This window comes from Maribacter sp. C-4077 (genome assembly GCF_055378385.1).
In genome coordinates this window covers 3164463-3190214 of record NZ_AP038807.1, presented here as the reverse complement: position 1 = coordinate 3190214, position 25752 = coordinate 3164463, and the positions used below count along the sequence as shown (strand labels likewise).

Here is a 25752-nt window from a genome sequence, read left to right as displayed (position 1 = left end):
CGCCTTATAAATCTTCGGCCTTGGCAATAAGTTCCGCAATGTCCATAACGGCAATTTCACCCTCTTTTTCCTTGTTCTTAACACCATCAGTCATCATGGTATTACAAAAAGGACATCCGGCGGCAATAATATGGGGGGTTGTCTCCAAAGCTTGCTCGGTACGTTCAATATTCACATCCTTGTTCCCTTTTTCGGGTTCCTTGAACATTTGGGCACCTCCCGCACCACAGCACAGACCTCTTTGCTTGCAGCTTTTCATCTCCACCAACTCGGCATCCAATTTCCGTATCAGCTCCCTTGGCGCTTCATACACGCCATTGGCCCTACCTAGGTAACAGGGGTCGTGAAAGGTGATGCGCTTTCCTTTGAAGGTTCCTCCCTCCATGGTTATACGTCCCTCCTGCAACAACTGCTTCAAAAACTGCGTATGGTGCACCACCTCATAGGTACCTCCAAGACCGGGGTATTCGTTCTTGATGGTATTGAAACAATGCGGACATGTGGTCACAATTTTCTTTATTTCATAGGCCTTCATCACCTCTATATTGGTGACGGCCTGCATCTGGAACAAAAACTCGTTTCCTGCCCTTTTGGCCGGATCCCCTGTACAGCTTTCCTCCGTTCCCAAAACGGCAAAGGAAATATTGGCCTTGTTCAGAATTTTCACAAAGGCCTTTGTAATTTTTTTGGCCCGATCGTCAAAACTACCGGCACAACCTACCCAAAACAATACTTCGGGTTTTTCACCGGCAGCAAACATTTCTGCCATTGTAGGAACTTTAATTGTGTCAGTCATTTTTAGTTCTTTATGATTCCTTGCTCCAATTTAACCTGTCCATTTGATTGAATGGCCAAGGAGCCCCATTGTTCTCAATATTGCCCATCATGTTGTTTAGATCTGAGGGCGCAGCGGATTGCTCCATCACCAAATACTGCCTCATATCCATGATAATGGACAAAGGGTCAATACTTACCGGACAAGCCTCAACGCAGGCGTTGCAGGACGTACAGGCCCACAACTCTTCGCGGGTAATATAATCGTCCAACAATTGTTTACCGTCCTCTTTGAATTCTCCCTTATTGGCATCCAGAATTTTTCCCACTTCCTCCAATCGGTCCCGCGTGTCCATCATGATCTTTCTTGGGGACAATTTTTTACCGGTCTGATTGGCTGGACATTCGCTCGTACATCTACCACATTCCGTGCAGGTATAGGCATTCAGCAATTGCACCCAACTTAAATCCATCACATCCGATGCCCCGAATTTTGATGGCACATCCCCAGTATCTGCGGGAGCGGCAAACGGGTCGGCATTAGGGTCCAACATCAATTTTACCTCCTTGGTTACAGCCTCCAAATTCTGAAATTTTCCCTTGGGCCCCAATTTTCCGTAAAACGTATTGGGAAATGCCAATAGGATGTGCAGGTGCTTTGAAAAATATAGATAATTCAAAAAGAACAGTATCCCCACAATGTGCAACCACCATGCGGTTCGCTCCAAAAGTATCAAGCTGGAAATGTCCATACCAGTGAACCAATCTGATATATACTGACTTACGGGAAAACTACCGGCCTGCACGTAATGCTCCGCACCCAATTGCTGCAAACGGAAATCCGCCGCGTTCATAGTGAGAAACAAAAGCATCAGCACCAACTCAATGTAAAGGATAAGATTGCCGTCTTTCTTGGGCCAACCCTTCATTTCCGACTTTAAAAATCGCTGGAGTTTTAGTATGTTCCTTCTTATCCAAAAAGCGATTACCGAAATAATGACCAAGAGCGCCAGGATTTCAAAGGATGCAATCAGGAAATCATACACAGGACCCAGACCTGCAAAAATTCTATGTGTACCAAAAATACCATCGATGACGATTTCCAAAACTTCAATATTGATAATGATAAAACCAACATAGACAATTACATGGAGCAATCCCGCTACAGGGCGTACGACCATTTTGGATTGACCAAAGGCGATCCGGAGCATATTGCGCCATCTTGTGGGTTTGTCATCGGAAACATCGGTATCTTTTCCCAATAAAATATTGCGCCTAAGTTTACCAACGTTTTTGGCGAAATATCCGATTCCCATAATAAGAATCGCTACAAAAAGGATATTGGGTATATACTGCATTGATTTATTCTATTTTAGCGGCCGGATCATCTTCCGGAACCTCATATTCCTTTTGTTTTTTACCGAAGACCGAAACGTTCACGTAGCGTTTTGGATTTAACCTAAAGTCCTGTAGCAACAGATCCAACTCCCTGGAAGCAGCGGTTAAATTGGAATATAGCTCCTTATCGTTCATTAACTTGCCCAAGGTACCATCACCCTGTTCGATTTTAGAAATCACCTTGTCCAAATTAGACATGGTGGTTTCCAAACTGGCCAAAGTCCTGCCCAGACCTGCGTTGTTCAGTGTATCCGAAAGCTTGGCGAAATTATAGGTAAGGGTCTCAAAATTGGTAAGCGAACTATCCAACTTTTGTTCGTTGTTGGCCAAAATATCGTTTAATACCTTGGCACTTCCATTGAGGCTCGCCATAAGTTCACTGAGTCCGTTAATTGCGGTCTGTAAATCCTTTTTGGTCTTGGTATCAAGGACCTGGTTCACGTTGATCAGGACAGAGTCCGCATCGGAAACGGCCGATTCAAATTTTTTGAACAAAGGGGTCAGTTTTTCCTGGGCCAGCTCCGTCAAGCCGGGTCTTGTTTCGGTGGAAAGCGTATCACCGGATCGAACGGTCTCTGCACCGTCGAAAACGGGTGTAATCTGCAATCCTTTCCCGCCAATTATTCCCGTATCGTACAATTCTACGGTGCTATTTTTGGAAAATTGAAAATCGCTGCTTACCGTAAAGGTGACCACCAAATTTCCTTTTGTATCCTTAAACTTTATATCGTTTACCTTCCCTACGCCAAAACCATTAATGGACACAACGGTCCCGGCCTGTAGTCCGCCCACATCTGGATAAACCGCGTACAGGGTTTTACTATTGTCAAAAAGTGGTGTCGATTTTAAATAACTAAACCCCAAAATAAACAGGAGTATTCCTCCAATTACAATAATTCCCGTCTTAATTTCCCTGGATAGTTTCAAGCAATCAATTTTATGTTTCTAACAAAATTAGGAATAAATAACATACCAATGGCCGTTATTGGGATTCCTCCTCCACCTCCTTGGGCACGGAAACCCTTACGCCCTTTTTGTAGGCTACGATATATGCCGATGGGTACCCCGTCCTGGCCGCTTTAGACTGCAACATCTTCGCCTCCCTGTAGGATTGGGTAGACCCGTACATATACCGAAATAAATTATTATAGGCTTCCTTGGTAATTTGGGGCAGTCCTTTAAAATTTTCCGGCGACAAAGCCAAATCCTTACTACTCGCCATTAACTGGACCTTATAGATAATGGCATTTTCATCCGGTTTTTCCTCTACGGTTTCTTTTGGTTCCAATACAGCCAATACTTCCTGTTTCTTTTCTGCCAATTCCGGTTTTTTGATTTCTTTGGTTTCTTTGGATTCCGAAGTTTCCTCTTTGTAAACTACCACCGCAGCAACGGAGGAACTTTCGTCCTTCAACGATTTTTCCGGTGTAGCGGGGTTCGAAACTTGGGTCGCTTGGGATACCCCTTGTACCTCCGTCTTATATTTTAAAATGGCATCCGCAATGGCGGTGCCCATTTCGGCCTGTCCTTTTGATGAATTTAAATAGGCCCCTTCATCCTTATTGGTCAAAAAGCCCGTTTCCACCAAAACACTGGGCATAAAGGTTTGATGTAGTACGATAAAACCGGCCTGTTTCACCTTTCTGTCCACCCGCTTTAACCTACCGGACATGTTATCTTGAATGTTTTTCGCCAAGGCGATGCTTTGGTCCAAAAACTCTTCCTGCATAATGGTGAGCCCGATTACGGATTCCGGCGAATTGATGTCATAATCCGCATATCGGGTTTCGTAATTGTCCTCCAGGTAGATTACCGAGTTTTCCTTTTTGGCGATTTCAAAATTCTGTTTGTTGGCATGTAGTCCCAAAACGAAGGTTCCGGCCCCGTGGGCATCGGAATTATGGGAATCGCAATGGACAGAAACAAACAAATCGGCATTCGCCTTATTGGCGATTTCACCTCTCACAAAAAGATCCACAAAGGTATCGTCCTTTCTGGTGTAAATGATTTTGATGTCCTTATTGGCAGAAAGCAGTTCGCCAACCTTCAGCACAATCTTTAGGGCTATGTCCTTTTCCAAATAACCGTTCCCTAGGTTTCCCGGGTCATGGCCACCATGGCCGGCGTCCAATACCACAATGAATGGATCTACCGTAGGTCCTTTTCCCGTTTCCGAGGCACTGGCCATCATCGGTAGTAATAACAAGGAAACAAGGAAGATAATTTGGGGTTTTATTTTCATATTCTTAATAGGTTTCTCCAACTCCTTATATGGTTAAATTTATGGTAACACCCTATAAAGAGAACAAAAAATATATGTAAGTTTGGCATCTGAACCAAATGGCTTACCGATTGCCAAACCTTTACAAAAATAGGATTTATAGCCTTGCAATCAAATAAACAGAACGTACTTTTCCTATTCCTACTTTTTGTTGGTCTATTTTTGGGAACGGCACAAGAGGGCAAGGTCGTCCCCCTTGAAATTAAGGCTGAAAGAGATTCCATTGTTGCCCCGCTTTTCCCAAAACCTGTAGAAAGAGATAGTATTCAGCGAGATTCCCTGCAAAGGGACTCCCTAAATCAAAAGCCTCCCCTACTGTTGGACAACATTACCTACAAGGCCAAGGACTACGTGAAATTGAGTCAACGTGAGAACAAAATCTATCTGTACAATGAAGCTGAAATATATTATCAGGATACGGAGCTAAAGGCCGGTATCATCATAATGGATTATATCAAAAACGAGGTGTACGCGGGTAGGATAAAGGATTCGGTAGGCAATTACACCCAACTTCCCTACTTCAAACAGGGCTCCAATGTGGTGATTCCGGATTCCATTCGGTTCAATTTCGATACCCAAAAGGCGATTATCTGGAATTCCAGGACCGAACAGCAAGCCGCCGCGGGTCAATTGGGTAGTGACGCCATGAAGGTATATGCCGAAATCACAAAAAAAGAGAACGACTCCGTCTATTTTCTGAGCGAAGCGAAAATTACTACCGCCGAGGATACCATTAATCCAGACTATTACATTAGGGTCCGAAAGGCGAAATTCGTGCCCAAGAAAAAAGTGATCGCCGGCTATAGCAATCTCTATATCGCCGATGTTCCTACGCCTATCGCTATGCCATTCGCGTATTTTCCGTTATCCGTTGGAAGTGCGCCAGGTGTCTTAATGCCCACTTTTGGAAACGACCCGGACAGGGGCTATTTTTTACAGGATTTTGGATATTACGCTCCGCTGGGAGATTATGCCAATGTGGAGTTTTCGGGTGATTTTTATACCAACGGAAGTTGGGGTTTTCGAACGGCCTCCATATACACCAAAAGGTACAAATACCGGGGCAATGTAAATTTTAGGTACGAAAACCTGGTGACGAGCCAAAAGGGCTTCAGCGACTATAGTTTATCAAAAAACTGGAACTTACAGTTTTCACACTCGCAGGATCAAAAGGCAAGTCCTAATTCCAGGTTTTCAGCATCGGTGAATTTGGGGAGTAGCGAATATTACCGAAACTCCCTCCAACAACGTAATCTGCCCAATACACAGAACAATACCCTATCCTCGTCCATCTCATATTCAAAAACCTTTCCCGCATATCCATCCGTAAATATGAGCGTTACGGCGACACATTCGCAATTAACCTCACCAACGGCTACGACGACCAATCCAGACAATATCAACATGACATTACCTACGTTCCAAGCGAGCATGGAGCGTATTTTTCCATTTGCAAAAAGGGACGGAATAAAAAAAGGTGCCATCCAGAACATTAACTTTCAATATGATGTCAATGCCCAAAACCGACTCACCACCAACGACGAGGATTTCTTTTCTGGCCGCATGTTCGACAACGCCAGGATCGGGGCAAGACACCGCATCCCCATAAGTACCAACTTTAAAATTGCCAAATACTTTAGTGTAACAATGGGCGGAAACTATGAAGATGTTTGGACGATGCAAACATTCGAACGAAGTTTTGATCCTGAGGCGAATCGAGTAGTTGTAGATACTATTTCCGGATTTGACAGATACAACCAATACAACCTTAATGCCAGTATTGGTACCACGCTCTATGGAACATTCAATTTTGGTGAGGACAAAAAGATCCAGGCTATTAGACATGTGTTACGCCCCACCATTAGTTATGGTTATGCACCATCCTTTGAGCAATATTATGATGAATATGTGGAAGGAATAGACGGAGATGGCCGCGTTGTGCAATATAGCAGGTTTGACGGAACATTGAACGGAGCGCCTAGGCTGGGCCGATCCAATAGCCTAAGCTTGGCCCTGAACAACGTTTTGGAGGCGAAGGTGAGGGACAAGGACTCTACAAAAACGGAACCCAAAAAGATTCCCTTGTTGAGCAATTTTAATATATCAACTGCTTATAATCTGGAGGCCGATTCCCTTCGGCTAAGTCCATTGAACATTAATGGGGGAACCAATATCCTGAACAATAAAATGTCCATAAACTTCGCGGCAGGACTGGACCCCTATGCCATAGACAATAATGGAAGGCGCATCGACACCTGGAATATCGATAATGGAGGAAGTCTTTTTAGGCTGACACGTGCTAATATGAACATATCCTACTCCATTGACAGTAAAATGTTTGAAAGGAAAAAGGACGACGAAGCCGAAGAAGCCGAAGATCCTTTTGACTATGTGGCCCAAAGTGGCGGTAGAACGGATGATCTCTTTGGCCGCGCCGATAGCTTTAGGGACAACCCAAGGGAAGACCGGGAAAAGGGCACTAATGTGGAAAATCCGGCCTATGCGACTAAAATACCCTGGAATTTCAGGTTGGCCTATTCGGCAAGTTATTTGAACAGTGCCAGACAAAACGAGTTTAGCGCACATTCCTTAATGTTTTCCGGGGATATAGAACTATCTCCACGCTGGAAAGTGGGCGGATCCTCCGGGTATGATTTTAAAAACAAAGGTTTTACCTTGACGCAGTTACGCTTTCAAAGGGATTTGAAGAGTTTTTCCATGCGCTTCAATTGGACCCCTTTTGGAGAATTTAGGAGGTGGTACTTCTTTATAGGAATCGATGCCTCCATATTAAGTGACCTGAAATGGGAAAATAGAAGTCAGCCCTTTAGAAATTAAACACACCAAAATGAAGAAAATAATAAACACATCCAATGCCCCAGCGCCAATCGGTCCCTACAACCAAGCTATTTTAATTGGCAACACCCTTTATATTTCCGGTCAGATCCCCTTGGACCCAGAAACTGGAGAACTAGTTTCCGGCGATATTAAAAAAGAGACCAGGCAATCCATGGAAAATTTAAAGGCCATTCTGCACGAAGCGGGAATGACCTTTGAAAATGTTGTGAAATCGGTTATATTTTTGAGCGATATGAATCAATTTGCCCAAGTAAACGAAGTATACGGCTCTTATTTCAATTCAGATACGGCTCCGGCAAGGGAAACCGTGGAAGTAGCCAACCTACCCAAATTCGTGAACGTGGAAATCTCTATGATAGCCGTACAATTCTAGGCTACATATTCGCCCGATGGAATTCTACCAAACCTTCAATTGGTTTTTGGCGAATTACCCCAACGATCAAGTCGTTTCTTTGTAGCACGGTTGTAAGTTCATCCCGCAAATAATGGGCTATACTTCCCACAAAATTGATTGGGACCTTTGTGGCCAAATCAAACTGCATGATATAGTTATTTATAAACTGTTGAAAGCCCTTGTCGATTACTCCTTTTGAATAGGGATGGCTTTTATTCTCGATAAGGAATCGGGCAAAAGTCGCCAAATACGTATTGGGGTTTGGCTGTTTATACAGGTTATCCTTGATCACATCCGCATCCAAATTGTACTGGCTGGCAAATTTATCGGCGAGGTCCTTGGGTATCTTGTTGAAGTAGTAATCCCGTATCAGTTTCCGACCGAAAAAATTACCGCTACCATCATCCATTGGAATGTAGCCCAAGGAAGTCACCTTCTGATGTAGTTTTTCCCCATCATAATAACTGCAATTGGAACCCGTACCCAAAATACAGACAATTCCTTGATGCCCTACCTTGGTTGTAGCAAAAATGGCCGCATAGGTATCCTCCTTCACTTCCGCAACAGCATTTGGAAAAAAGTCTTTGAAAATATCCTTCAAGAAATTCTTCATTCGATCCGTACCGCAACCTGCCCCGTAAAAAAATAAATGGCTTACCTCCTCTCTATTCTTGGACAACTCAAAGTTATTCGCCAATCTATCTTCGATAACGTCCTTTGTCAAAACCTCTGGACTCAAACCCAAAGTCTGAGTCAAAAAGAGCTGCTCACCTTTTTCATCCAATGCGATCCAATCAGATTTGGTCGCCCCACTATCAACAATTAAAATCATACCTTGGTATTTAAAAAATAATCCTGAAAATAAGGAAAAAATACCTTATTCACAGGATTATTATATGAAATCTAAATGCCTGTTATAGGCTATTCACATGTTGTATCAAGTCTACCATTTTGTTGGAGAACCCAGATTCATTATCGTACCAGGAAACCAACTTAAAGAATTTGGAGTTCAATTCAATACCAGCTTCGGCATCAAAAACACTGGTATTCGTTTCACCAATGAAATCTTGTGAAACAACTGCCTCTTCGGTATAGCCCAACACACCGTTCAATTCACCTTCGGAAGCGGTTTTGAACGCTTTTTTAATCTCTTCATAGGAAGTTTCCTTCTGCAACCTAACAGTCAAATCCACTACGGATACATCCGCTGTAGGAACCCTAAATGCCATCCCTGTAAGTTTGCCCTTTAATTCTGGAATTACTTTGGTAACCGCAACGGCTGCTCCCGTAGAAGCGGGAATAATATTCAACATGGCACTTCTACCTCCTCTCCAATCTTTTTTAGAAGGACCATCCACGGTCATTTGAGTAGCAGTAGTGGCATGTACGGTAGTCATTAACGCTTCTTCAATTCCAAAAGCATCATTTAAAACCTTGGCCATAGGTGCCAAACAGTTTGTAGTACAAGAAGCATTGGATACGATAGTATCAGAAGCTTTTACTTCTTTATGGTTTACGCCCATTACAAACATAGGTGCATCTTTGGAAGGAGCGGAAATTACCACTTTTTTAGCCCCTCCGTCAATATGGTATTGAGCCGTCTCCAATGTGGTAAAAATACCGGTACATTCCGCTACTATAGTTGCCCCTACCGCGTCCCACTTACAGTTTTTAGGGTCTCTTTCTGCGGTTATCCTTACAGTTTTTCCGTTTACTATCAAGTTTCCATCCTTCACATCTACGGTACCATCGAATTTTCCATGAACGGAATCATATTTTAACAAATACGCCAAGTGCTCAACATCCAATAAATCGTTAATGGCAACTACATCAACATCGCCTCTTTTTACGGTAGTTCTAAACACTAACCTACCAATTCTACCAAAACCGTTAATTCCTATTTTTAAATTTGACATTTTCTATTGTTTTTAATCGATTATACTTTATGTTGTCATTATTTCTGAGACGCGGATAAGTTCCTTGTCTATTTTTGTGTGTCCTTTTATGGCCTTATTAATTGGCGTGAGGGTAATTTTGTTATCCTGAACCCCAACCATAAGGTTCGTTTTTCCTTCCAATAAGGATTCCACGGCCTTAACGCCCATTCTACTTGCCAGTACACGGTCATAACATGAAGGCGCACCACCACGTTGCATGTGTCCCAAAACGGAAACACGTACATCGTAAATTGGCAGGTGTTTTTCCACATACTCCTTTAGCTCAAAGACATTTTTACCGGTCTTATCCCCTTCGGCAACGATTACGATACTGGAAGACTTACCTGATTCTTTGCTTCTTTTTAAGGATTCCAATAAACGATCCAGTCCAAGATTTTCCTCTGGAATCAAAATTTCCTCGGCGCCCGCACCAACTCCGGCATTCAATGCAATATGTCCAACATCCCGACCCATAACTTCTACGAAGAACAATCGGTTATGGGAACTTGCCGTATCACGAATTTTATCGATACAATCGACTACGGTATTTAAGGCGGTATCAAAACCAAGTGTAAAACTGGTTCCAAAAATATCATTATCTATGGTTCCGGGAATCCCCATAATTGGGAACTGGTATTCTTGGTTAAAAATCATGGCCCCTGTAAAACTACCATCTCCGCCAATGACCACAAAGGCATCGATGCCAGCAGAAACCAATTGTTCATGGGCCTTTTTCCTACCTTCGGGAGTTCTAAAATCCTCGCATCGTGCGGACTTTAAAATAGTACCACCCTTGTTGATGATATTGTTGACGCTTCTGGCATCCATCGGCTTAAAATCACCTTCTATCATGCCTTGATAGCCTCTATATATTCCAACACATTCAACCTTCATATACGCACAGGTCCTAACTACCGAACGTATGGCCGCATTCATCCCAGGAGAATCTCCCCCAGAAGTTAGCACTGCTATTTTTTTTATGTTTGAAGACATTCGAAAAATTAAGCCAACGAAATTAGTAAATCTTCTTTCAATTACGAAATATGCCCAGCATGCATTTGGAAAGAATTGAAGAAAAAAAGCAAGGCTGTTTCATTTTAACCAAAAAATAACAAAAACCTATGATTACTTAACAATGGATTCGCCCACAAAATTGAAAAAATAAGTCAAAACGATTTAGGCTTTGCATAAAAGTTAAGCAAACTATCCTGGCCCATTACCGAAATGGGCGGTTCTTGAGGTTTAAGTTTCTGGGTATTGATAGGTTTCTGCTTAACTTCCTTATTAAGGATTTTCCTGAATAGTTCTTTAAAACTGTCAAAATCAACTTCGTAGGAAAGTCCGGCCCCTTGGGTAGAGCCTTGTTGATCGGGCAGGAATGCCTGGATTTCGCTTTGCCTACTGAAAAACTTTGCACTTAAACTTCCCTCCTCGTTTAATAGGAGCTGAATCTCAAAGTCCCCTGCGACCAAGGTTTCGCTTGTTCCACCAACCGGCACCCCTACTTTACCGTTGAACAATACCCTATCAGAAATTTGCGTAGAGACCGTTACCCCTATTCTATCGTCCGTTTCCAATTGGGCTCCTTGATATCCTTGTTCGTAGGACAAACCAAAATTCAACTTATCATTTCCACCACCTAAAAGGGAATTCAAAATACCCGATGCACTCTGAACCAAGTTTCCGGTAATCGCCTGCTGGTTGATACCACTTTGGTCGTTCACAAAATTTCCTTGAGCCAATAGGAATATGGCATTTTTCTCCGCAACCGTTGGATCTTGCAAAGCGTATTCCAGTTCTGACTGTACAATGGAATTGGTTCCCGGGAAGTCGATGCCGAATTCTATATCGGGATTTTGAAGTTCCCCGGTCAAGCGAATGATCACATCCGTTGGTATTCTTTGGGCATACGCCTGGTTTTGGAGCAGCGGCGCAGGATTTGCCGTCAGCGAATACACCGCTTCCATATTCAACAAGGCCTCCAGGGGTTTTTGGTCCCAGTTAATTTGCCCTCCGGGCTCCACGGTAAAGGTCTTATCTATTATGCCACCAAACTTGTATCGAAACTGTCCGGTAACCACCACAAAATCCCCATACATTTCAAACTTGCCGTTCGTATTAATTTGTATCAGTAGGATACCTTCCCCCGTTCCTTTCAAGGAACTACCCGTTCTGGTATCCGTAACTATTTCTACCTCGGCCTCTGGGGTCACATCCAGGTTAAACTCCAACTCCAGACCTTGATAATCCTTCAAATCCCGCTGCTCGCCTTGGGATTGGACCGTATCCTTTTCCAAGAAATTGATAAATGAATAGTCCCCTACACTGGCCACATCGCTCAAAGGTATTTTCAGGGAAGTACCCCTTGCCGTTTCCCCATCTACAGTTATGTTCAGTGCGGTGGTTGGACCGTAAATTCGACCCGTACCATTCAGATAGCCCGTGCCATAGTACAAATCCCCTTCCTTGAATTCCGTATTTAGAATCAGGAACCTATTATTGTTGGTGTCGACATTGAAGTTGAGCACCCAATTATCAAAATAACTATGGGTTATGGTCCCGTCCAGATTCGCCCGTGTACCCATGGCAACGTCCGAAAGGGCTATGTTGTCAAAATCAAAGGTCTGATTTTCCAAACGCACCCTTGACCTTGGGGCAAAGGCGTAATCCACATTTAAATAGGGTATGGCGATGCCAGCGTTTTCCAAAGTCACCAATCCGTTAAAATTGGGATTGTCCACAGGACCCGTAATATTGACCCTTCCGTCCAATTCGCCCCTAATATGGTCAATAATGCCCTCGCCCAACGGATTGAATGGATCAATTGGAAACTTATTGAAATTGGCCACCAAATTCGCCGTGGGCATTTCCTCTTTGTTCTCGATTTTTCCAACTACCCCAAATTTCTCGATACCGTTTTCAGACAATTGTGAATTGACCTGAAACTCAGTCAAATCCCTGTTGCCCACTATACTAATGGCCAGATCTCCCATGGGCATGTCATTCACGGCAAATCGGTCAATGTTCAAATTGGACGATGGTAGATAGATTCCGTCCTTTTGTAATATGTTCAGATTTCCGTTTACCTCGCCCTGCAATTTTAGGCTATCGATCACCGGTGTAATTTTATTCAGGGAAACGATCTTGAATTGTAGCTGAAGGTCTTTATAGGTGGAATCCGCCAATTGCCCCCGTAATCGAATCTGCTCCTGTTCATCATTGTTCATTACGATTTCCTCTATCGAGATACTGTCCAGTGCCCTATTCAGGATGACTTTGTTCTTACTGTTCCCATCTTTGTTCAGGATCCATTTATTGCCCTTAAAACTGACATCAGAGGTTTTAAGACCTATGACCGACTTGTTGTCCGCATTGAAGGTATGATAGAAGTTAAGGTTGTAGCTGTCGTTATATTCACTACCTCCCTTAAATTCCGACCTAAAAAACAGGGTGTCCTTTAAGGTAGTGTTGATCAGGTTGAAATCCTTTACATCGTAGTAGGGCGTCTTTAAATCGCCCACGGAAACATAGGTATTGAACAAGGGGTTCTTATTGTCTATTTGCACCTCTATATTATCGGCCTCGTTACCAAAGGCCACAATACTGGGCGATTCAAAGTTCAATTTAAAATCACCTTCGTCCGATACTATTTTCCCTCGGATGAACGTATTGGGGTCGAACCTCACTTCGGGAAAGAACACATCCACAATCTTATTGTATATCTTAAAATTGAAGCTCAGGTTCTGTCCGCCGGAAATCTTAAAGGGCCTATAATTGGTGTAGATACTACCAATGGAATTCTGCACCAATTTGCCCAATTCCCTAACGCGGAAGTTTCCTTTCATAAAACCCGTGATGATGTCCGGGGAATTGATGTCGATTACGCGTACCGAATCGCTTTCAAAGGAAGAGGTAACCGTAAAATCCTCAAAGTAGTAGGTATCGTTTTTGTTCTGAAAATTGGTTTTTGTGAAGTTTACATCTCCCACGATATTATCCAAGGTATTTCCCCGGATGTTCATGCTCACATCGCCCTTGAAAATGGATACACTGTCGTTAATAAAGTTGAGACGCTTCAGGTCCGCATAATCAACGGAAGCCTTAAAATTGAAGTTGTTGCTTTCTTCCCCAAAATCCGCAAGACCCTTAAAGTTGAACTTTAAATTTTCGTCATTGCTGGTCAAGGATCCATCGAACAATTGTTCTTTCAAAATACCGGACACCTTGATATCCTGATAGTTATAATTATTGAACTCGATGGAATATATCTGTCCGATGACTTCCGTATTCAACTTTTCGGTCACGAATCCCTGCCCTTCCACATTAAAGTCCAGATTGGTCTTCCCCAGACTTTTACTGTTCACAAATTCGCCCAAATCAAAATCGATAAGGGAAATAAAGCCCGTGTAGGTGGCATTGTCAATATTGTTGAAGTTGGACAACACGATATCCGAATAACTGCTGCCCACGGCGGTATTGAGGTTTACTTTGGCGTCTATGGAAGAATCCGTGATCAGCGCCTCTCCCCGGATAGTGAACTGTCCCAGTTTACTGAAAGTGGACGGTAAGGAATTTCCGATAAGGTTGGGCAAAAGGGCGTTCAATTGATAATAACTACTGGTCACATTGCGCATGTTGGCATCCAGCACGAAGGACTTTTGCTTGTTGAAAAGGTGTTTAAAGTTGAAGTCGCCCCTGATTCCCGTGTTGTCCGAAACCAGAAAAAGATTTTCAATGTTTAGGTCGTTGAGGACGCCGCTCAAGGTTGTGCTGAGGGTAGCGGTCTTTCCTTGGCCGAATTCATTATATATTAAATTAATTTCATCAAAGGAGACCGTGGACTCCTCAAAATTGGCCTCGATGTTTACCTTGTTCAGAAAATCCTGAAAATCTTCCCTATTATAGTTGAAAACAATATTTCCATCTAGATTGGACAATGGCGTCTTGATCTGCAACGAATCAAAACGCATCTGCTCCTTGGTATATTTGAAATTGGTTTTCAGGTCTTCAACAAGGATCCCACGTTCACTTAAAAAGGACATTTCTTCGATACCTGCCGTTACTTCAGGACCTAGAATCTGAAATTCGTTCGCCTCAATTTTAAGGTTCTTAAAGTGGAGCGCCTCCTCGTTTTCAAGATTTTCGTCAATGTATTGAAACCTGCTATTCTGAATATCCACATAGGAGGAAGAAAAAAAGAAGGGCGGGGTTCCAGGGGCCCTAGGCTTTCCATCATCCAATTTGTCCACAAAAACATTGATATTGGTTTCCTGCTCGCCATAATAGGTTTTCAGTTTAAAATGAAGTTCATCGATATCGATATCTCCAAACTCCAATCGGCCCTTGGCCAAATTCCCGATGCTTACGATAGATGTTTTTAATTCGTTGATATAAAACAAGGTATCCCGTTTGTAATCCTCCACAAAAACACCCTTCAACGAAGTGTCCCAAGAAATCAGTGACACCCTCAGGCGTTCTACATGGATGTTCGTTCCAAATTCCTCGTTTATGGAATCCGTGGCATAGGTTGCCAATGTGGTCTGCACGGGCGGCAATGAGAGCACAATAGTCCCCAAAACACAGGTCAGCAAAAGAACCAGAAGTGTTCTAACCAGTATTTTTCTAAGTTTTTTGATAGGGCTATTATGTTTTACCTTTGTCTTTCAATTTTTATTCCAAAACCGTTGGAAAACGAAACTATTTACATCTTGGCCATTGAATCTTCCTGTGACGACACCTCGGTAGCGGTCCTAAAAAATGATATCATGCTGAGTAATGTAGTCGCTTCCCAAAAAATTCACGAAGAATATGGCGGGGTCGTACCGGAGCTTGCATCACGTGCACATCAACAAAATATTGTCCCGGTTACCTACCAAGCATTAGCCAAAGCAAATATCGATAAAAAACAATTATCCGCCATAGCATTTACACGCGGACCCGGTCTGTTGGGTTCCCTACTGGTAGGTACTTCGTTTGCTAAATCTTTATCCTTGGCTTTAGAGATCCCCTTGATCGAAGTGAACCATATGCAGGCCCATATTTTGGCCCATTTCATTAAGGACGAAAACATGAATGCTCCGGAATTTCCCTTTTTAGCCCTCACTATTAGTGGCGGACATACCCAGATCGTAAAGGTGAAAGACTATTTTGACATGGAGATCTTGGGCCAAACCTTGGACGATGCCGTTGGCGAAGCTTTTGATAAGAGTGCCAAAATTCTGGGTTTGCCTTATCCCGGTGGACCGTTGATCGACCAATACGCGGCAATGGGTAATCCTCATGCCTTTGAATTTCCAAAACCCAACGTCAAGGACCTCAATTTTAGCTTTAGCGGTCTTAAGACCAGCATCCTCTACTTTATCCAAAAAGAGACCTCCCAAAACCCGGATTTTATTACTGAAAACCTTGCGGATATTTGCGCTTCCATCCAGTTCACCATTGTACATATCTTAATGGGAAAACTAAAGAAGGTGGTCAAAAAAACGGGAATAAAAAATATTGCCATTGGGGGTGGTGTTTCGGCAAACTCAGGTATTAGAAAAGCACTGAAGGATGCCGAAAAAGAAATGGGATGGAACACTTATGTGCCTAATTTTGAATTCTGTACGGATAATGCCGGCATGATAGGGATCGTGGGCTATTTCAAATACAAGTCGGGCCAATTCGCGAAACAAGATACTTCCGCCAAAGCCCGTTATAACCTAACATCCTAAATCATGCAATTGTTCTACAATCCCAACTTGGACGAGACCTCTTCCCAATTTTTCTTTGATGCGGAAGAGAGCAAGCACATGGTTCGTGTCCTTCGAAAAAAAGTGAACGATGAAGTACTGATTACCAACGGAAAGGGGTTGATGCTAAGTGCCAAAATTACCGACAGTAACCCCAAAAAATGCGCGGTAGAAATTACCGGGGTAAAGAGGGTGCATCCTCAAAATTATTGGCTCCATATGATTGTTGCCCCTACGAAGATGAACGATCGTTTTGAATGGTTTTTGGAAAAGGCCACCGAGATAGGCGTTAATGAAATTACACCCGTTCTATGCGAACATTCGGAACGAAAAACAATAAAGCTGGATCGCTATATGAAAGTCATACAGTCGGCCATGAAACAGTCCAATCAGGCCTTTTTGCCCAAATTGAACGAATTGACCAATTTTAATGACATCCTGGAAGAACCAAGGGAAGGCGGCCTGTTCATCGCCCATTGTGAAGAATCGGAAAAATACGAACTAAAAAGAAGGGTCATCCCGGACAAACCGATTACCATATTGATAGGTCCGGAAGGTGACTTTTCGGCCAGGGAAATAAAGGCAGCAAAACAGAAAGGCTTCCTTCCCGTTTCCATGGGCAGAAATCGATTACGAACGGAAACCGCCGCAATTGTAGCCTGTACCACGGTGGCCATTATCAATAATGGCTAAATAATGGATTGGAATATCTTTGTTTGGACTTAATGTGTATTTTTGATTTTATAGCCTTTCGAAGATGCGAAAACTAATCGTCACGTTACTTTTGGCCGCAGGTCTTAGTCTATCGGCCAAAGCGCAGCAAATAGCCATTTTAAAATATCAGGGCGGCGGGGATTGGTATGCGAACCCTACAGCGCTGCCTAACTTGATTAATTTTTGCAATTCCAACATCGGGACCCGTTTAATTACAAAACCAGAAACCGTAGAAGTAGGCAGTAATACCATTTACCAGTATCCCTTTCTCCATATGACCGGCCATGGCAATGTGGTCTTCTCTTCGGAAGAAAAGGAAAACCTAAGGAACTACCTATTATCCGGTGGTTTTTTACATATTGATGATAATTATGGCATGCGTGAATACATCGTTGGTGAGCTGGAGGAGTTATTCCCAAACAGCAATTTGGAGGAAATTGGTTTGGACCATCCTATTTTTTCGCAGGAGTATACATTTCCGCAGGGCTTGCCCAAAATCCACGAACACGATGGAAAAAGACCCCAGGCACTGGGCATATTTGAAAACAATAGATTAGTTTTATTATTGACCTTGGAATCCGATCTTGGGGATGGTTGGGAAGATGCCGCCGTACACAACGATCCGGAGGAAATAAGAATAAAAGCGCTACAAATGGGTGCGAATATCGTCTCATATGTGTTTAAAAACTAAAAAATGACCTCCAAAACCATTGCCAACGGAATTTTAAGGGCCCTGGGTATCGTAACAGGAATCCTGCTGACCCTGTATTTCTTCTATATGATACGTTCTGTTTTGGCGTATTTGGCAGCTGCAGCGGTCATCGCCCTTATTGGAAGACCTTTTGTTCTTTTTTTAAGACGAAAATTGAATTTTCCCAATACGCTGGCAGTAATTTTGACCATGATCTTTATGGTAGGAGTTTTAGCGGGCATTTTTGCACTTTTCATTCCGCTGATTACGGAACAGAGCAAAAACCTTTCCTTGCTGAATATTGAGGAACTACAGCGAAGTATAAATACCTTATACCTCAAGACCACCCAATATTTTGGCCTTTCTTCGAATATGGTGGAAGATGTCATCCATGATTCAGAGATCGAAAGGAACATCATTCAAGGATTGGATATTGGCTTTGTTCCTAATTTTCTCAATTCCATATTGAACATTCTAAGCTCAGCAAGTATTGGTCTTTTTTCCGTTTTGTTCATCTCCTTTTTCTTTCTAAAGGATAGCAGTCTGTTTCAGAACGGCCTTCTCATCTTTGTTCCCAAAACAAAGGAAAAAGGCACGGTCAACTCCATAGAAAAAATAAACAATTTACTATCCAGGTACTTTGTTGGCCTGCTGCTTCAGATTTTTATACTCTTCGTCATCTACACCATAGTGCTTTTGATCGTGGGTATCGAAAATGCGATCGTGATCGCTTTTCTATGCGCCCTGTTCAATATAATTCCCTATGTGGGACCTTTGATCGGTGGCGCCCTGATGATAACACTTACCATGACCAGTAATTTGGGAGCGGATTTTAGCGAGGTAATCCTTCCAAAAACTGGCTATGTTTTAATCGGACTGGTGATCGGTCAGTTGGTGGACAATTTTTTCTCACAGCCCTTCATATTTTCGAGCAGTGTAAAATCGCACCCCTTGGAAATATTTCTGGTAATTATCATTGCCGGGCTGTTGTTCGGGGTCGTGGGCATGATAGTAGCCGTACCTGGATATACGGCCATTAAAGTAATTCTAAAGGAGTTTCTTTCCGAAAATAAAATCGTCAAGTCCCTGACCGAAAACCTTTAACGTCCTTTGAACAAAAACCTACTAAATAAGGAGGTACAGGATTTTATAGACACCAATCTTAGGTCTGATATCCATACAATCCTTTTAGGAAAGAAACTGTTCTCAGCTGTTGAAAACAGGGAAGTTGTGGAACAACTGGAATCCAAAAAAAAAGCCCAAAAGAAATTACCTACTTGGTTTGAAACCAAAAATATCTATTACGCGAACAAGCTGAATTTATCGCAAACGTCGTCCGAGATTTGTGCCCAGTATAAGGCAGATTTAGTTTCAGGAGATTCGCTGGCAGACTTAACAGGAGGATTTGGTGTTGACAGTTATTATTTTTCCAAGAAAATTGATAAGGTCTTCCACATTGAAAAGAACAGGGAAGTATCCGAGATTGCAAAACACAATTTTGCCCAAATGGGCGTATCCAACATAGAAGTACTGTATGGGGACGGAATTACCTTTCTTGAAAAAAATAAGCAAATTTTAGATTGGATCTATCTTGATCCTTCCCGAAGGGACCAAAGCAACAAAAAAGTGTTTTTCTTGGAGGACTGTGAGCCGAATGTTACCAAACATTTGGAATTACTGCGCTCAAAATCACAAAATATATTGATAAAAACCGGACCTATGTTGGATCTTTCCATGGGGCTGGAACAATTAGATCAGGTATTCGAAATACATACTGTAAGTCTTGAAAATGAAGTCAAGGAAGTGTTGTGGCATTTAAAACCTGATTTTGGCAAAGCCCCCCTTGTAAGGACAATCAATTTTAACAAGGGCAATACGGAAACATTTCAATATGGCCTTTATGAAAAAGAAAATGCGCAGGCGGAGTTCTCAAAACCCTTAAAATATCTCTATGAGCCTAATGCCGCAATAATGAAATCTGGGGCATTCAATCTAGTGAGCGAAAGATACGGCCTAAAAAAATTACAGGAACATACTCATCTATATACCTCAGAAGCTTTATTGCCTTTTCCAGGAAGGATTTTTGAAATTGTTAAAACCATTCCCTATAATAATAAACGCTTCAAACAACTAGGGATAAAAAAAGCCAATATTACAACACGAAATTTTCCCGAAACCGTTGTCCAAATTCGAAAGAAATTCAAATTGGAGGACGGAGGACAAAACTATCTTTTTTTTACTAAGGATACCAAAAATTCTTTGATAGTCATTTCCGCTATCGCAGCAGCTCGAATCAAAAGTTAAAAACCGATTGAAAAGTGTGAATTTGAACTCAAATTTCAAACGGACTACAACGTTTGAAATCAGCTAAAACTGGCAATTATTGACACAACATGAGACAATACTGTTAAATTTAGCAAATTTCCAATTTATTAAAATTTTACGAACCAAAATTTCTACAAAGCCAATAAAAACGGTGAATTATACCATATACGCAAGATTTTAAGTAATTTTTTGACACTTAATTTTAAAAAATAATGAATTGGTCATTATTTATATTTCATAATATTTTGTTATCATTACGCTGAATTTGGTTTTTTTAAACATTTCCATCACTCACGGAAGAGCCCTTTAAAAACCAGTTCAAGGAGATTAATTTAAACTAACAAACAACAAGGATTATGAATCAAAAACATGATTTCAAATCGGTTAAATCCAAAAGAGGTATTACCTTTTTTAAAGCTGGGATTTTATCGATGGTCATTTGTTTAGGAGTGCAACTCGCTTCTGCAAATGCGACAACTGCCAACTACAAAATTATGTTGGACGAAACTTTACAGTCTACTGTTACCGGTACGGTAACGGATGAAAATGGCGCGCCGCTACCTGGTGCCAACGTCGTCGAAAAAGGTACTACCAATGGTACCCAAACAGATTTTGACGGAAACTTTACTATTAATGTAGAGTCTGGAGCAACATTGGTTTTCAGCTACATTGGTTTTCAAAGGAAAGAAGTAGCCGTAAATGGCCAATCCAATGTCGATGTATTTTTATCCGAAGATGCAGCCGCATTAGACGAGGTCGTTGTAACGGGTTACTCTACTACAAGTAGAAGAGAGGCCACGGCTGCAGTTTCCATAGTAAAGGCTGAGGAGTTAGCTGCAATTCCCTCTGGTAACGTAGAGCAGCAACTACAGGGTAGAGTTGCCGGTGTAACAGTATTGACCAATGGACAGCCAGGAACCTCATCACAAATTCGTGTACGTGGTTTTGGTGCTTTTGGAGGTAACGAACCATTATATATAGTAGACGGTGTGCCAGTTCAAAACACGGAGTTTCTTAATCCGGACGACATTGAAACAACAACTGTTTTAAAGGATGCTGCTGCAGCATCGATTTACGGAGCAAGAGCGGCTAATGGTGTTGTGGTATACACCACGAAACAAGGATCAAGAAGCCGTCAAAAAACTAGAATTTCACTAAATATTCAGAGTGGAGTGAGCGACCCTAATGTTGGTGGAGCACCAAAAAACCTTAGTCCACAGGAAATGGCCGAATTCACCCATTTGGCCTATGAAAATAATGCAAGGGCGAATGGTACTGCACCTCAGTATACCCATCCACAATATGGAACCAATCCTACTCCAAGATTTCCTGATTATTTGCATGCAGATGGGCAAAATGGCGTGTTTGAATCGGATATTAATTTAGCACAAATACGTGCAAATTATGAGGCTAATCCTGATAATGTGTTCTTGATACGTCCAAACCTTCAAGGAACCAATTGGTACAAGGAGTTGACCAGAATTGCACCCCTTAGTCGTGTCACCTTAGGTTTTGATGGAGGCAATGAAAACGGCCGCTTCTACATGGGAATTTCCGCACAGAATCAGGCGGGTATTCTTATTGAAAACAATTTTTCTAGATATACCGCGCGATTTAACTCAGAGTGGGATGTGGCCCCATGGTTAAGCATAGGTGAGAATTTTCAAGTTACCTATCGTTCTGTAGTAGGTGGATTTGGAGGTGAAGGAGGTATTGGTGGCGCTGACGACGAATCAGTTATTTTATCCGCCTATCGTATGCCAACGATTATACCGGTACGAGACGAATTTGGTAGTTTTGCCAGTACGAGGGCCACAGGTTTTAACAACCCAAGAAACCCTGTAAGACAGCAAGTACTTAACGCTGGCGATGATAAAAATTACTCCATTGGTGGATTTGGTAACCTGTATGCTGATATCAAACCTTTGGATGGATTAGTGGTCCGTACCAGTATAGGGGGAGGATACAGCAACAATTATTTTGTGAATTACGGTTTCAGGTATTTAGGTGATTCAGAACCAGAAGCCAGCAATACCTTCTCAGAAGGTAGTGGTTACGGTTTCCAATGGACTTTCACCAATACGGCCACCTATGAAAAATTATTCGGCAAACATAAAGTTAAGCTTCTTGGTGGTTTAGAAGCCTTGAATACCGGTAGAGGAAGGTCAATTTCTGGATCTGGTATCAATCCTTTCTCTACAGATTTGGACTTTCAAAATTTAAGTGTGGTTCAAAGTCCTGTAGTTAATAGTAGCTTAGGCAACGGGGTTAACTTCTTCTCTACATTTGGATCTCTAGAATATAACTTTGATGAGAGATATTATCTATCCGGGGTTATACGAAGGGATGGTGCCTCTCGTTTTGGTGGCAATAACCGTTATGGTACATTCCCTGCATTTTCAGCTGCTTGGAGGGTTATTTCAGAACCATTCATGCAAAATCAAGAAGTTGTGTCCGACCTAAAAATAAGGGGTGGTTGGGGCCAAATGGGTAACTCGAACAACGTTGACCCTAATAACCAGTACTCCCTTTTTGCCTCCAATAGAGGAAACACATGGTATCCAATTCAAGGTCAGAACAGTGGAGCCGATGAAGGTTTCGCCCAAAGTCGAATAGGTAACCCAGATGCAAAATGGGAGACAAGTACCACACTGAATGTAGGTTTTGATGCAAGTTTCTTCAACAATAAATTAGAATTGGTTTTAGATTGGTGGAAAAAGGATACTGATGACCTATTGTACCAATTGCCTTTAGCTGGGGTTACCGGTAATTTTGCACAAGCACCATCCGTTAACATTGCAAGTATGAGCAACTCTGGACTCGATTTCCAAATTATTGGAAGGGGTAATTTTACAGAGGACCTTTCCTTCACGGTCACCCTAAACAATTCCTTTCTTAAAAATGAGATTACAGCATTGGCGCCGGGACTTGACTTTTTTGACGGTCAAACATACAGAGGAATTCAAGCTACCAGAAATGCTGTTGGACAGCCTTTGTCCTCCTTCTTTGGTTATGAGGTAATTGGTTATTTCAACAGTGCTGAAGAAGTAGCTAACTCTCCTGCTCAGGATGGAAAGGGTCTAGGTCGATTCCGATATGCCGACATTAACGGGGATGGCGCAATTACCCCAGATGATAGAACTTTTATAGGAAGTCCTGTACCAGATTATACTGGTGGTGCGACCATCAATTTACGCTATAAAAATTTGGAATTTGAAACTTATTGGTTTGCTTCTGTTGGAAACGACATATTTAATCAGTCCAAATGGTTCACTGATTTCTTTGGTACTTTTGAAGGCTCTGCAAAAGGTCAGGCCGCCAAGCGTTCTTGGACTCCTGAATTAGGAAACAATGCTGCTGCCCCCATTTGGGAGAGTGCTACTAATTTAAGTACCAGTGGTGTCGGTAACTCTTGGTATGTTGAGGATGGATCCTATCTTCGACTACAAAGACTGGCGTTTGCCTATAACTTCGCTGATATAACAGATAGACTTGGATTGAGCAGGTTAAAATTAGGACTTTCAGCAAACAACATTTGGACTATAACAAATTATAGTGGTCTTGACCCAGGCATTGGTGGTGGAGCTGATACCAACTTTGGTATCGATGTAGGAAACTATCCAGTCGCACCACAATATTTGATAACACTTGAGGTGGGAATCTAATTCAATGTTATAAAACTGTGATAGTTATGTTCAAAATATATTATATCTTTAAGTAAAAATAAACTATGAAAACTATGATTAATTTTAAAAAGACAGTCGTTGCTGCGATGTCCTTTCTTATGATAGGGGTGTCATGTAACGATGAATTCTTGGAAGTACTTCCTACCGGCTCCTTAGCGGATGCTCAGGTGGGTACGAAAGATGGAATTGAGGGTCTACTTATCGGCACCTATGCCGCATTAAATGGCGTATTTGGCAATCGTTTTGAGGGACCCAACCATTGGGTGACCGGCTCCATCATGGGCGGTGAGGCCAACAAAGGAACGGATGCTGGTGACTATTCGACCATTAATCCAATTCAAAGATACGAGGCTGATCCAACCATTGGAGATTTTAACAGTTTATGGAATGGTCGCTTTGAAGGAGTAAGTCGAGCGAATAAAGTGTTAGCAGCATTGGCAGTGGCCACTGATGTATCAGCCGCCGATGCCGCACGTATTGCTGGGGAAGCACGTTTGTTAAGAGGTCATTTCTACTTTGACTTAAAGAAGCACTTCAATAGTATTCCATTGTTTGATGAAACTGTGCTCCCTGCTGATATACCGAGTATTCCAAATACACCGGATGTTTGGGGTTTTATCGAGGCTGATTTTCAGTTTGCATATGACAATCTACCTGCAGAAAATGGCCCCGGAAGGGTTAATAAATGGGCAGCTGGAGCTTACTTGGCAAAGGCCTACCTGTATCAGCAAAAATTTGGTCCCGCCAAAGATTTGTTCACTACAGTCATAGAACAAGGTGTTACTTCAAACGGATTGCCCTATGACCTTTTGGATAACTATGCCCAAATTTACAATGCTGAAAATGACAACCATGCAGAAGCAGTAATGGATGTGGAATCTGCCAATAATACTGGTAGTACAGCAAATGCCAATTACTTTGATGATTTGAACTACCCTTACAATACAGGCCCTGACGGTCCTGGGAACTGTTGTGGGTTCTTCCAACCGAGTATGGAATTGGCCAACTCCTTTAGAACCGGTGCAGATGGCTTACCACTTTTGGATGGCTCATACAATGACCCTGCCAATGAAGTGGACAATATCTACAGACATGTATTCACAAATGACAATGATGAATCGACCTTCGTAGAAGATCCAGACCCATTAGATCCAAGAATTGACCATTCCATTGGTAGAAAAGGAATTCCATATTTGGATTGGATCGAGCATCCAGGTTCCGCTTGGATTCGTAGCTTCCCCTATGCGGGTCCCTACTCTCCTAAAAAGTATATTTACTATAGGAGTCAGGAGAATAGCTTTACGGATGGAAGCTCGTGGACCAGAGGTTATGCAACTATGAACTATACCATAATTCGTTTTGCCGATGTGCTTTTAATGGCAGCCGAAGCGGAAGTAGAAGCAGGTTCCTTGGATAAAGCCTTGGAATATGTGAACAGGGTACGTGCAAGAGCCGCAAATTCTGAGTTCTGGGTACAAGAATATGATGGAAGTGGCCCAGCAGCAAACTATGTGATTTCTGAATATACTTCTTTCCCAAATCAGGATTTCGCGAGAAGAGCTGTACGTTTCGAGCGTAAATTGGAACTTTCCGGAGAAGGCCATCGTTTCTTCGATTTGGTTCGTTGGGGCGTAGCTGCGGAGGAATTGAACGCGTACTTGGATTATGAATCCCAATATTTGGTGACAAAGTTTGGTGGAGCAAGTTTTACCGCTGGTAAAAACGAGTATTATCCAATACCACAAACGCAAATAGACATTCAAGGTTCGGATGTATTATCCCAAAACCCAGGTTATTAATTAATCAACCTATATTTATAGAAAAGGGCGTGTTACACACGCCCTTTTTTTATTATTCAAAAACTAAAATTGATTAATGAAAGTTTAATCCAACAAGCTTTTCTACTCCTAAATTTTTATAACATTACCGTTTAATTAACTTTGTTTATAGTCATTTAAAATC

17 protein-coding genes are annotated in these 25752 nt (G+C 42.2%); 9 read left to right on the top strand and 8 right to left on the bottom strand.

Annotated elements, in window-relative coordinates; genetic code table 11:
• Positions 1-4: 4 nt before the first annotated feature.
• The 4 genes from ACZ41C_RS13725 to ACZ41C_RS13710 are packed head-to-tail and all read right to left on the bottom strand — an operon-like array spanning position 5 to position 4414.
• A complete protein-coding gene (locus ACZ41C_RS13725) occupies positions 5-796 on the bottom strand; it encodes a (Fe-S)-binding protein (RefSeq protein ID WP_464562212.1) in 792 nt (263 codons plus the stop codon).
• A gap of 10 nt (positions 797-806) precedes the next feature.
• Positions 807-2132, bottom strand: a complete 1326-nt coding sequence (locus ACZ41C_RS13720) for a 4Fe-4S dicluster domain-containing protein (protein WP_464562210.1) — start codon at positions 2130-2132, stop codon at positions 807-809.
• Between the two features lie 4 nt (positions 2133-2136).
• Entirely contained in the window at positions 2137-3099 is a 963-nt protein-coding gene (locus ACZ41C_RS13715; protein ID WP_138259452.1) for an MlaD family protein, read from the bottom strand.
• Between the two features lie 55 nt (positions 3100-3154).
• Positions 3155-4414, bottom strand: a complete 1260-nt coding sequence (locus tag ACZ41C_RS13710) for an N-acetylmuramoyl-L-alanine amidase family protein (protein WP_464562208.1) — start codon at positions 4412-4414, stop codon at positions 3155-3157.
• 144 nt (positions 4415-4558) lie between these two features.
• Between ACZ41C_RS13710 and ACZ41C_RS13705 the strand changes: the two genes are divergently transcribed.
• Together ACZ41C_RS13705 and ACZ41C_RS13700 are read left to right on the top strand one after the other, a co-directional pair.
• Complete coding sequence (locus ACZ41C_RS13705) at positions 4559-7291, top strand: putative LPS assembly protein LptD (RefSeq protein ID WP_464562206.1); 2733 nt, start codon at positions 4559-4561, stop codon at positions 7289-7291.
• A gap of 10 nt (positions 7292-7301) precedes the next feature.
• Positions 7302-7685 carry a RidA family protein gene (locus ACZ41C_RS13700; protein ID WP_272637891.1) on the top strand — a complete coding sequence of 128 codons (384 nt, stop codon included), beginning with the start codon at positions 7302-7304 and terminating at the stop codon, positions 7683-7685.
• Position 7686: 1 nt separating this feature from the next.
• Here ACZ41C_RS13700 and ACZ41C_RS13695 read toward each other — a convergent pair whose 3' ends face one another.
• The 4 genes from ACZ41C_RS13695 to ACZ41C_RS13680 form a co-directional block, all read right to left on the bottom strand.
• The gene (locus ACZ41C_RS13695; RefSeq protein WP_272637893.1) at positions 7687-8538 is read right to left on the bottom strand and encodes an N-acetylglucosamine kinase; all 852 of its coding nucleotides are present in this window, start codon (positions 8536-8538) and stop codon (positions 7687-7689) included.
• An 82-nt stretch (positions 8539-8620) separates the two neighbouring features.
• Positions 8621-9622 (bottom strand): type I glyceraldehyde-3-phosphate dehydrogenase, encoded by a 1002-nt coding sequence (gene gap, locus ACZ41C_RS13690; protein ID WP_138259447.1) that lies wholly within the window; start codon positions 9620-9622, stop codon positions 8621-8623.
• A 27-nt stretch (positions 9623-9649) separates the two neighbouring features.
• Entirely contained in the window at positions 9650-10636 is a 987-nt protein-coding gene (gene pfkA, locus ACZ41C_RS13685) for a 6-phosphofructokinase (protein WP_272637894.1), read from the bottom strand.
• A 173-nt stretch (positions 10637-10809) separates the two neighbouring features.
• Positions 10810-15234, bottom strand: coding sequence for a translocation/assembly module TamB domain-containing protein (locus tag ACZ41C_RS13680; RefSeq protein WP_464562202.1), 4425 nt, complete (start codon positions 15232-15234; stop codon positions 10810-10812).
• Between the two features lie 54 nt (positions 15235-15288).
• Between ACZ41C_RS13680 and tsaD the strand changes: the two genes are divergently transcribed.
• The 7 genes from tsaD to ACZ41C_RS13645 all read left to right on the top strand — a co-directional run bounded on the left by tsaD (position 15289) and on the right by ACZ41C_RS13645 (position 25589).
• Entirely contained in the window at positions 15289-16356 is a 1068-nt protein-coding gene (tsaD, locus tag ACZ41C_RS13675) for a tRNA (adenosine(37)-N6)-threonylcarbamoyltransferase complex transferase subunit TsaD (RefSeq protein WP_464562200.1), read from the top strand.
• Between the two features lie 3 nt (positions 16357-16359).
• Positions 16360-17067, top strand: a complete 708-nt coding sequence (locus tag ACZ41C_RS13670) for a 16S rRNA (uracil(1498)-N(3))-methyltransferase (protein WP_464562198.1) — start codon at positions 16360-16362, stop codon at positions 17065-17067.
• Between the two features lie 64 nt (positions 17068-17131).
• The gene (locus ACZ41C_RS13665) at positions 17132-17779 is read left to right on the top strand and encodes a DUF4159 domain-containing protein (RefSeq protein WP_464562196.1); all 648 of its coding nucleotides are present in this window, start codon (positions 17132-17134) and stop codon (positions 17777-17779) included.
• A gap of 3 nt (positions 17780-17782) precedes the next feature.
• On the top strand, positions 17783-18883 hold the full coding sequence (locus tag ACZ41C_RS13660) for an AI-2E family transporter (protein WP_464562194.1): 1101 nt from the start codon (positions 17783-17785) through the stop codon (positions 18881-18883).
• Positions 18884-18889: 6 nt separating this feature from the next.
• Complete coding sequence (locus ACZ41C_RS13655; protein ID WP_464562192.1) at positions 18890-20083, top strand: class I SAM-dependent methyltransferase; 1194 nt, start codon at positions 18890-18892, stop codon at positions 20081-20083.
• Positions 20084-20460: 377 nt separating this feature from the next.
• Positions 20461-23769 (top strand): SusC/RagA family TonB-linked outer membrane protein, encoded by a 3309-nt coding sequence (locus ACZ41C_RS13650; RefSeq protein ID WP_464562189.1) that lies wholly within the window; start codon positions 20461-20463, stop codon positions 23767-23769.
• 65 nt (positions 23770-23834) lie between these two features.
• On the top strand, positions 23835-25589 hold the full coding sequence (locus ACZ41C_RS13645) for a RagB/SusD family nutrient uptake outer membrane protein (RefSeq protein ID WP_330072499.1): 1755 nt from the start codon (positions 23835-23837) through the stop codon (positions 25587-25589).
• Positions 25590-25752 lie beyond the last annotated feature (163 nt).

Bases quoted from the DNA above. Each gene is read 5' to 3' on its own strand.
- ACZ41C_RS13720 (WP_464562210.1), bottom strand. From the start codon at position 2,132: ATGCAGTATATACCCAATATCCTTTTTGTAGCGATTCTTATTATGGGA.
- ACZ41C_RS13725 (WP_464562212.1), bottom strand. From the start codon at position 796: ATGACTGACACAATTAAAGTTCCTACAATGGCAGAAATGTTTGCTGCC.
- ACZ41C_RS13660 (WP_464562194.1), top strand. From the start codon at position 17,783: ATGACCTCCAAAACCATTGCCAACGGAATTTTAAGGGCCCTGGGTATC.
- ACZ41C_RS13710 (WP_464562208.1), bottom strand. From the start codon at position 4,414: ATGAAAATAAAACCCCAAATTATCTTCCTTGTTTCCTTGTTATTACTA.
- ACZ41C_RS13665 (WP_464562196.1), top strand. From the start codon at position 17,132: ATGCGAAAACTAATCGTCACGTTACTTTTGGCCGCAGGTCTTAGTCTA.
- ACZ41C_RS13650 (WP_464562189.1), top strand. From the start codon at position 20,461: ATGAATCAAAAACATGATTTCAAATCGGTTAAATCCAAAAGAGGTATT.
- ACZ41C_RS13695 (WP_272637893.1), bottom strand. From the start codon at position 8,538: ATGATTTTAATTGTTGATAGTGGGGCGACCAAATCTGATTGGATCGCA.
- pfkA (WP_272637894.1), bottom strand. From the start codon at position 10,636: ATGTCTTCAAACATAAAAAAAATAGCAGTGCTAACTTCTGGGGGAGAT.
- ACZ41C_RS13645 (WP_330072499.1), top strand. From the start codon at position 23,835: ATGAAAACTATGATTAATTTTAAAAAGACAGTCGTTGCTGCGATGTCC.
- tsaD (WP_464562200.1), top strand. From the start codon at position 15,289: ATGTTTTACCTTTGTCTTTCAATTTTTATTCCAAAACCGTTGGAAAAC.
- ACZ41C_RS13670 (WP_464562198.1), top strand. From the start codon at position 16,360: ATGCAATTGTTCTACAATCCCAACTTGGACGAGACCTCTTCCCAATTT.
- gap (WP_138259447.1), bottom strand. From the start codon at position 9,622: ATGTCAAATTTAAAAATAGGAATTAACGGTTTTGGTAGAATTGGTAGG.
- ACZ41C_RS13700 (WP_272637891.1), top strand. From the start codon at position 7,302: ATGAAGAAAATAATAAACACATCCAATGCCCCAGCGCCAATCGGTCCC.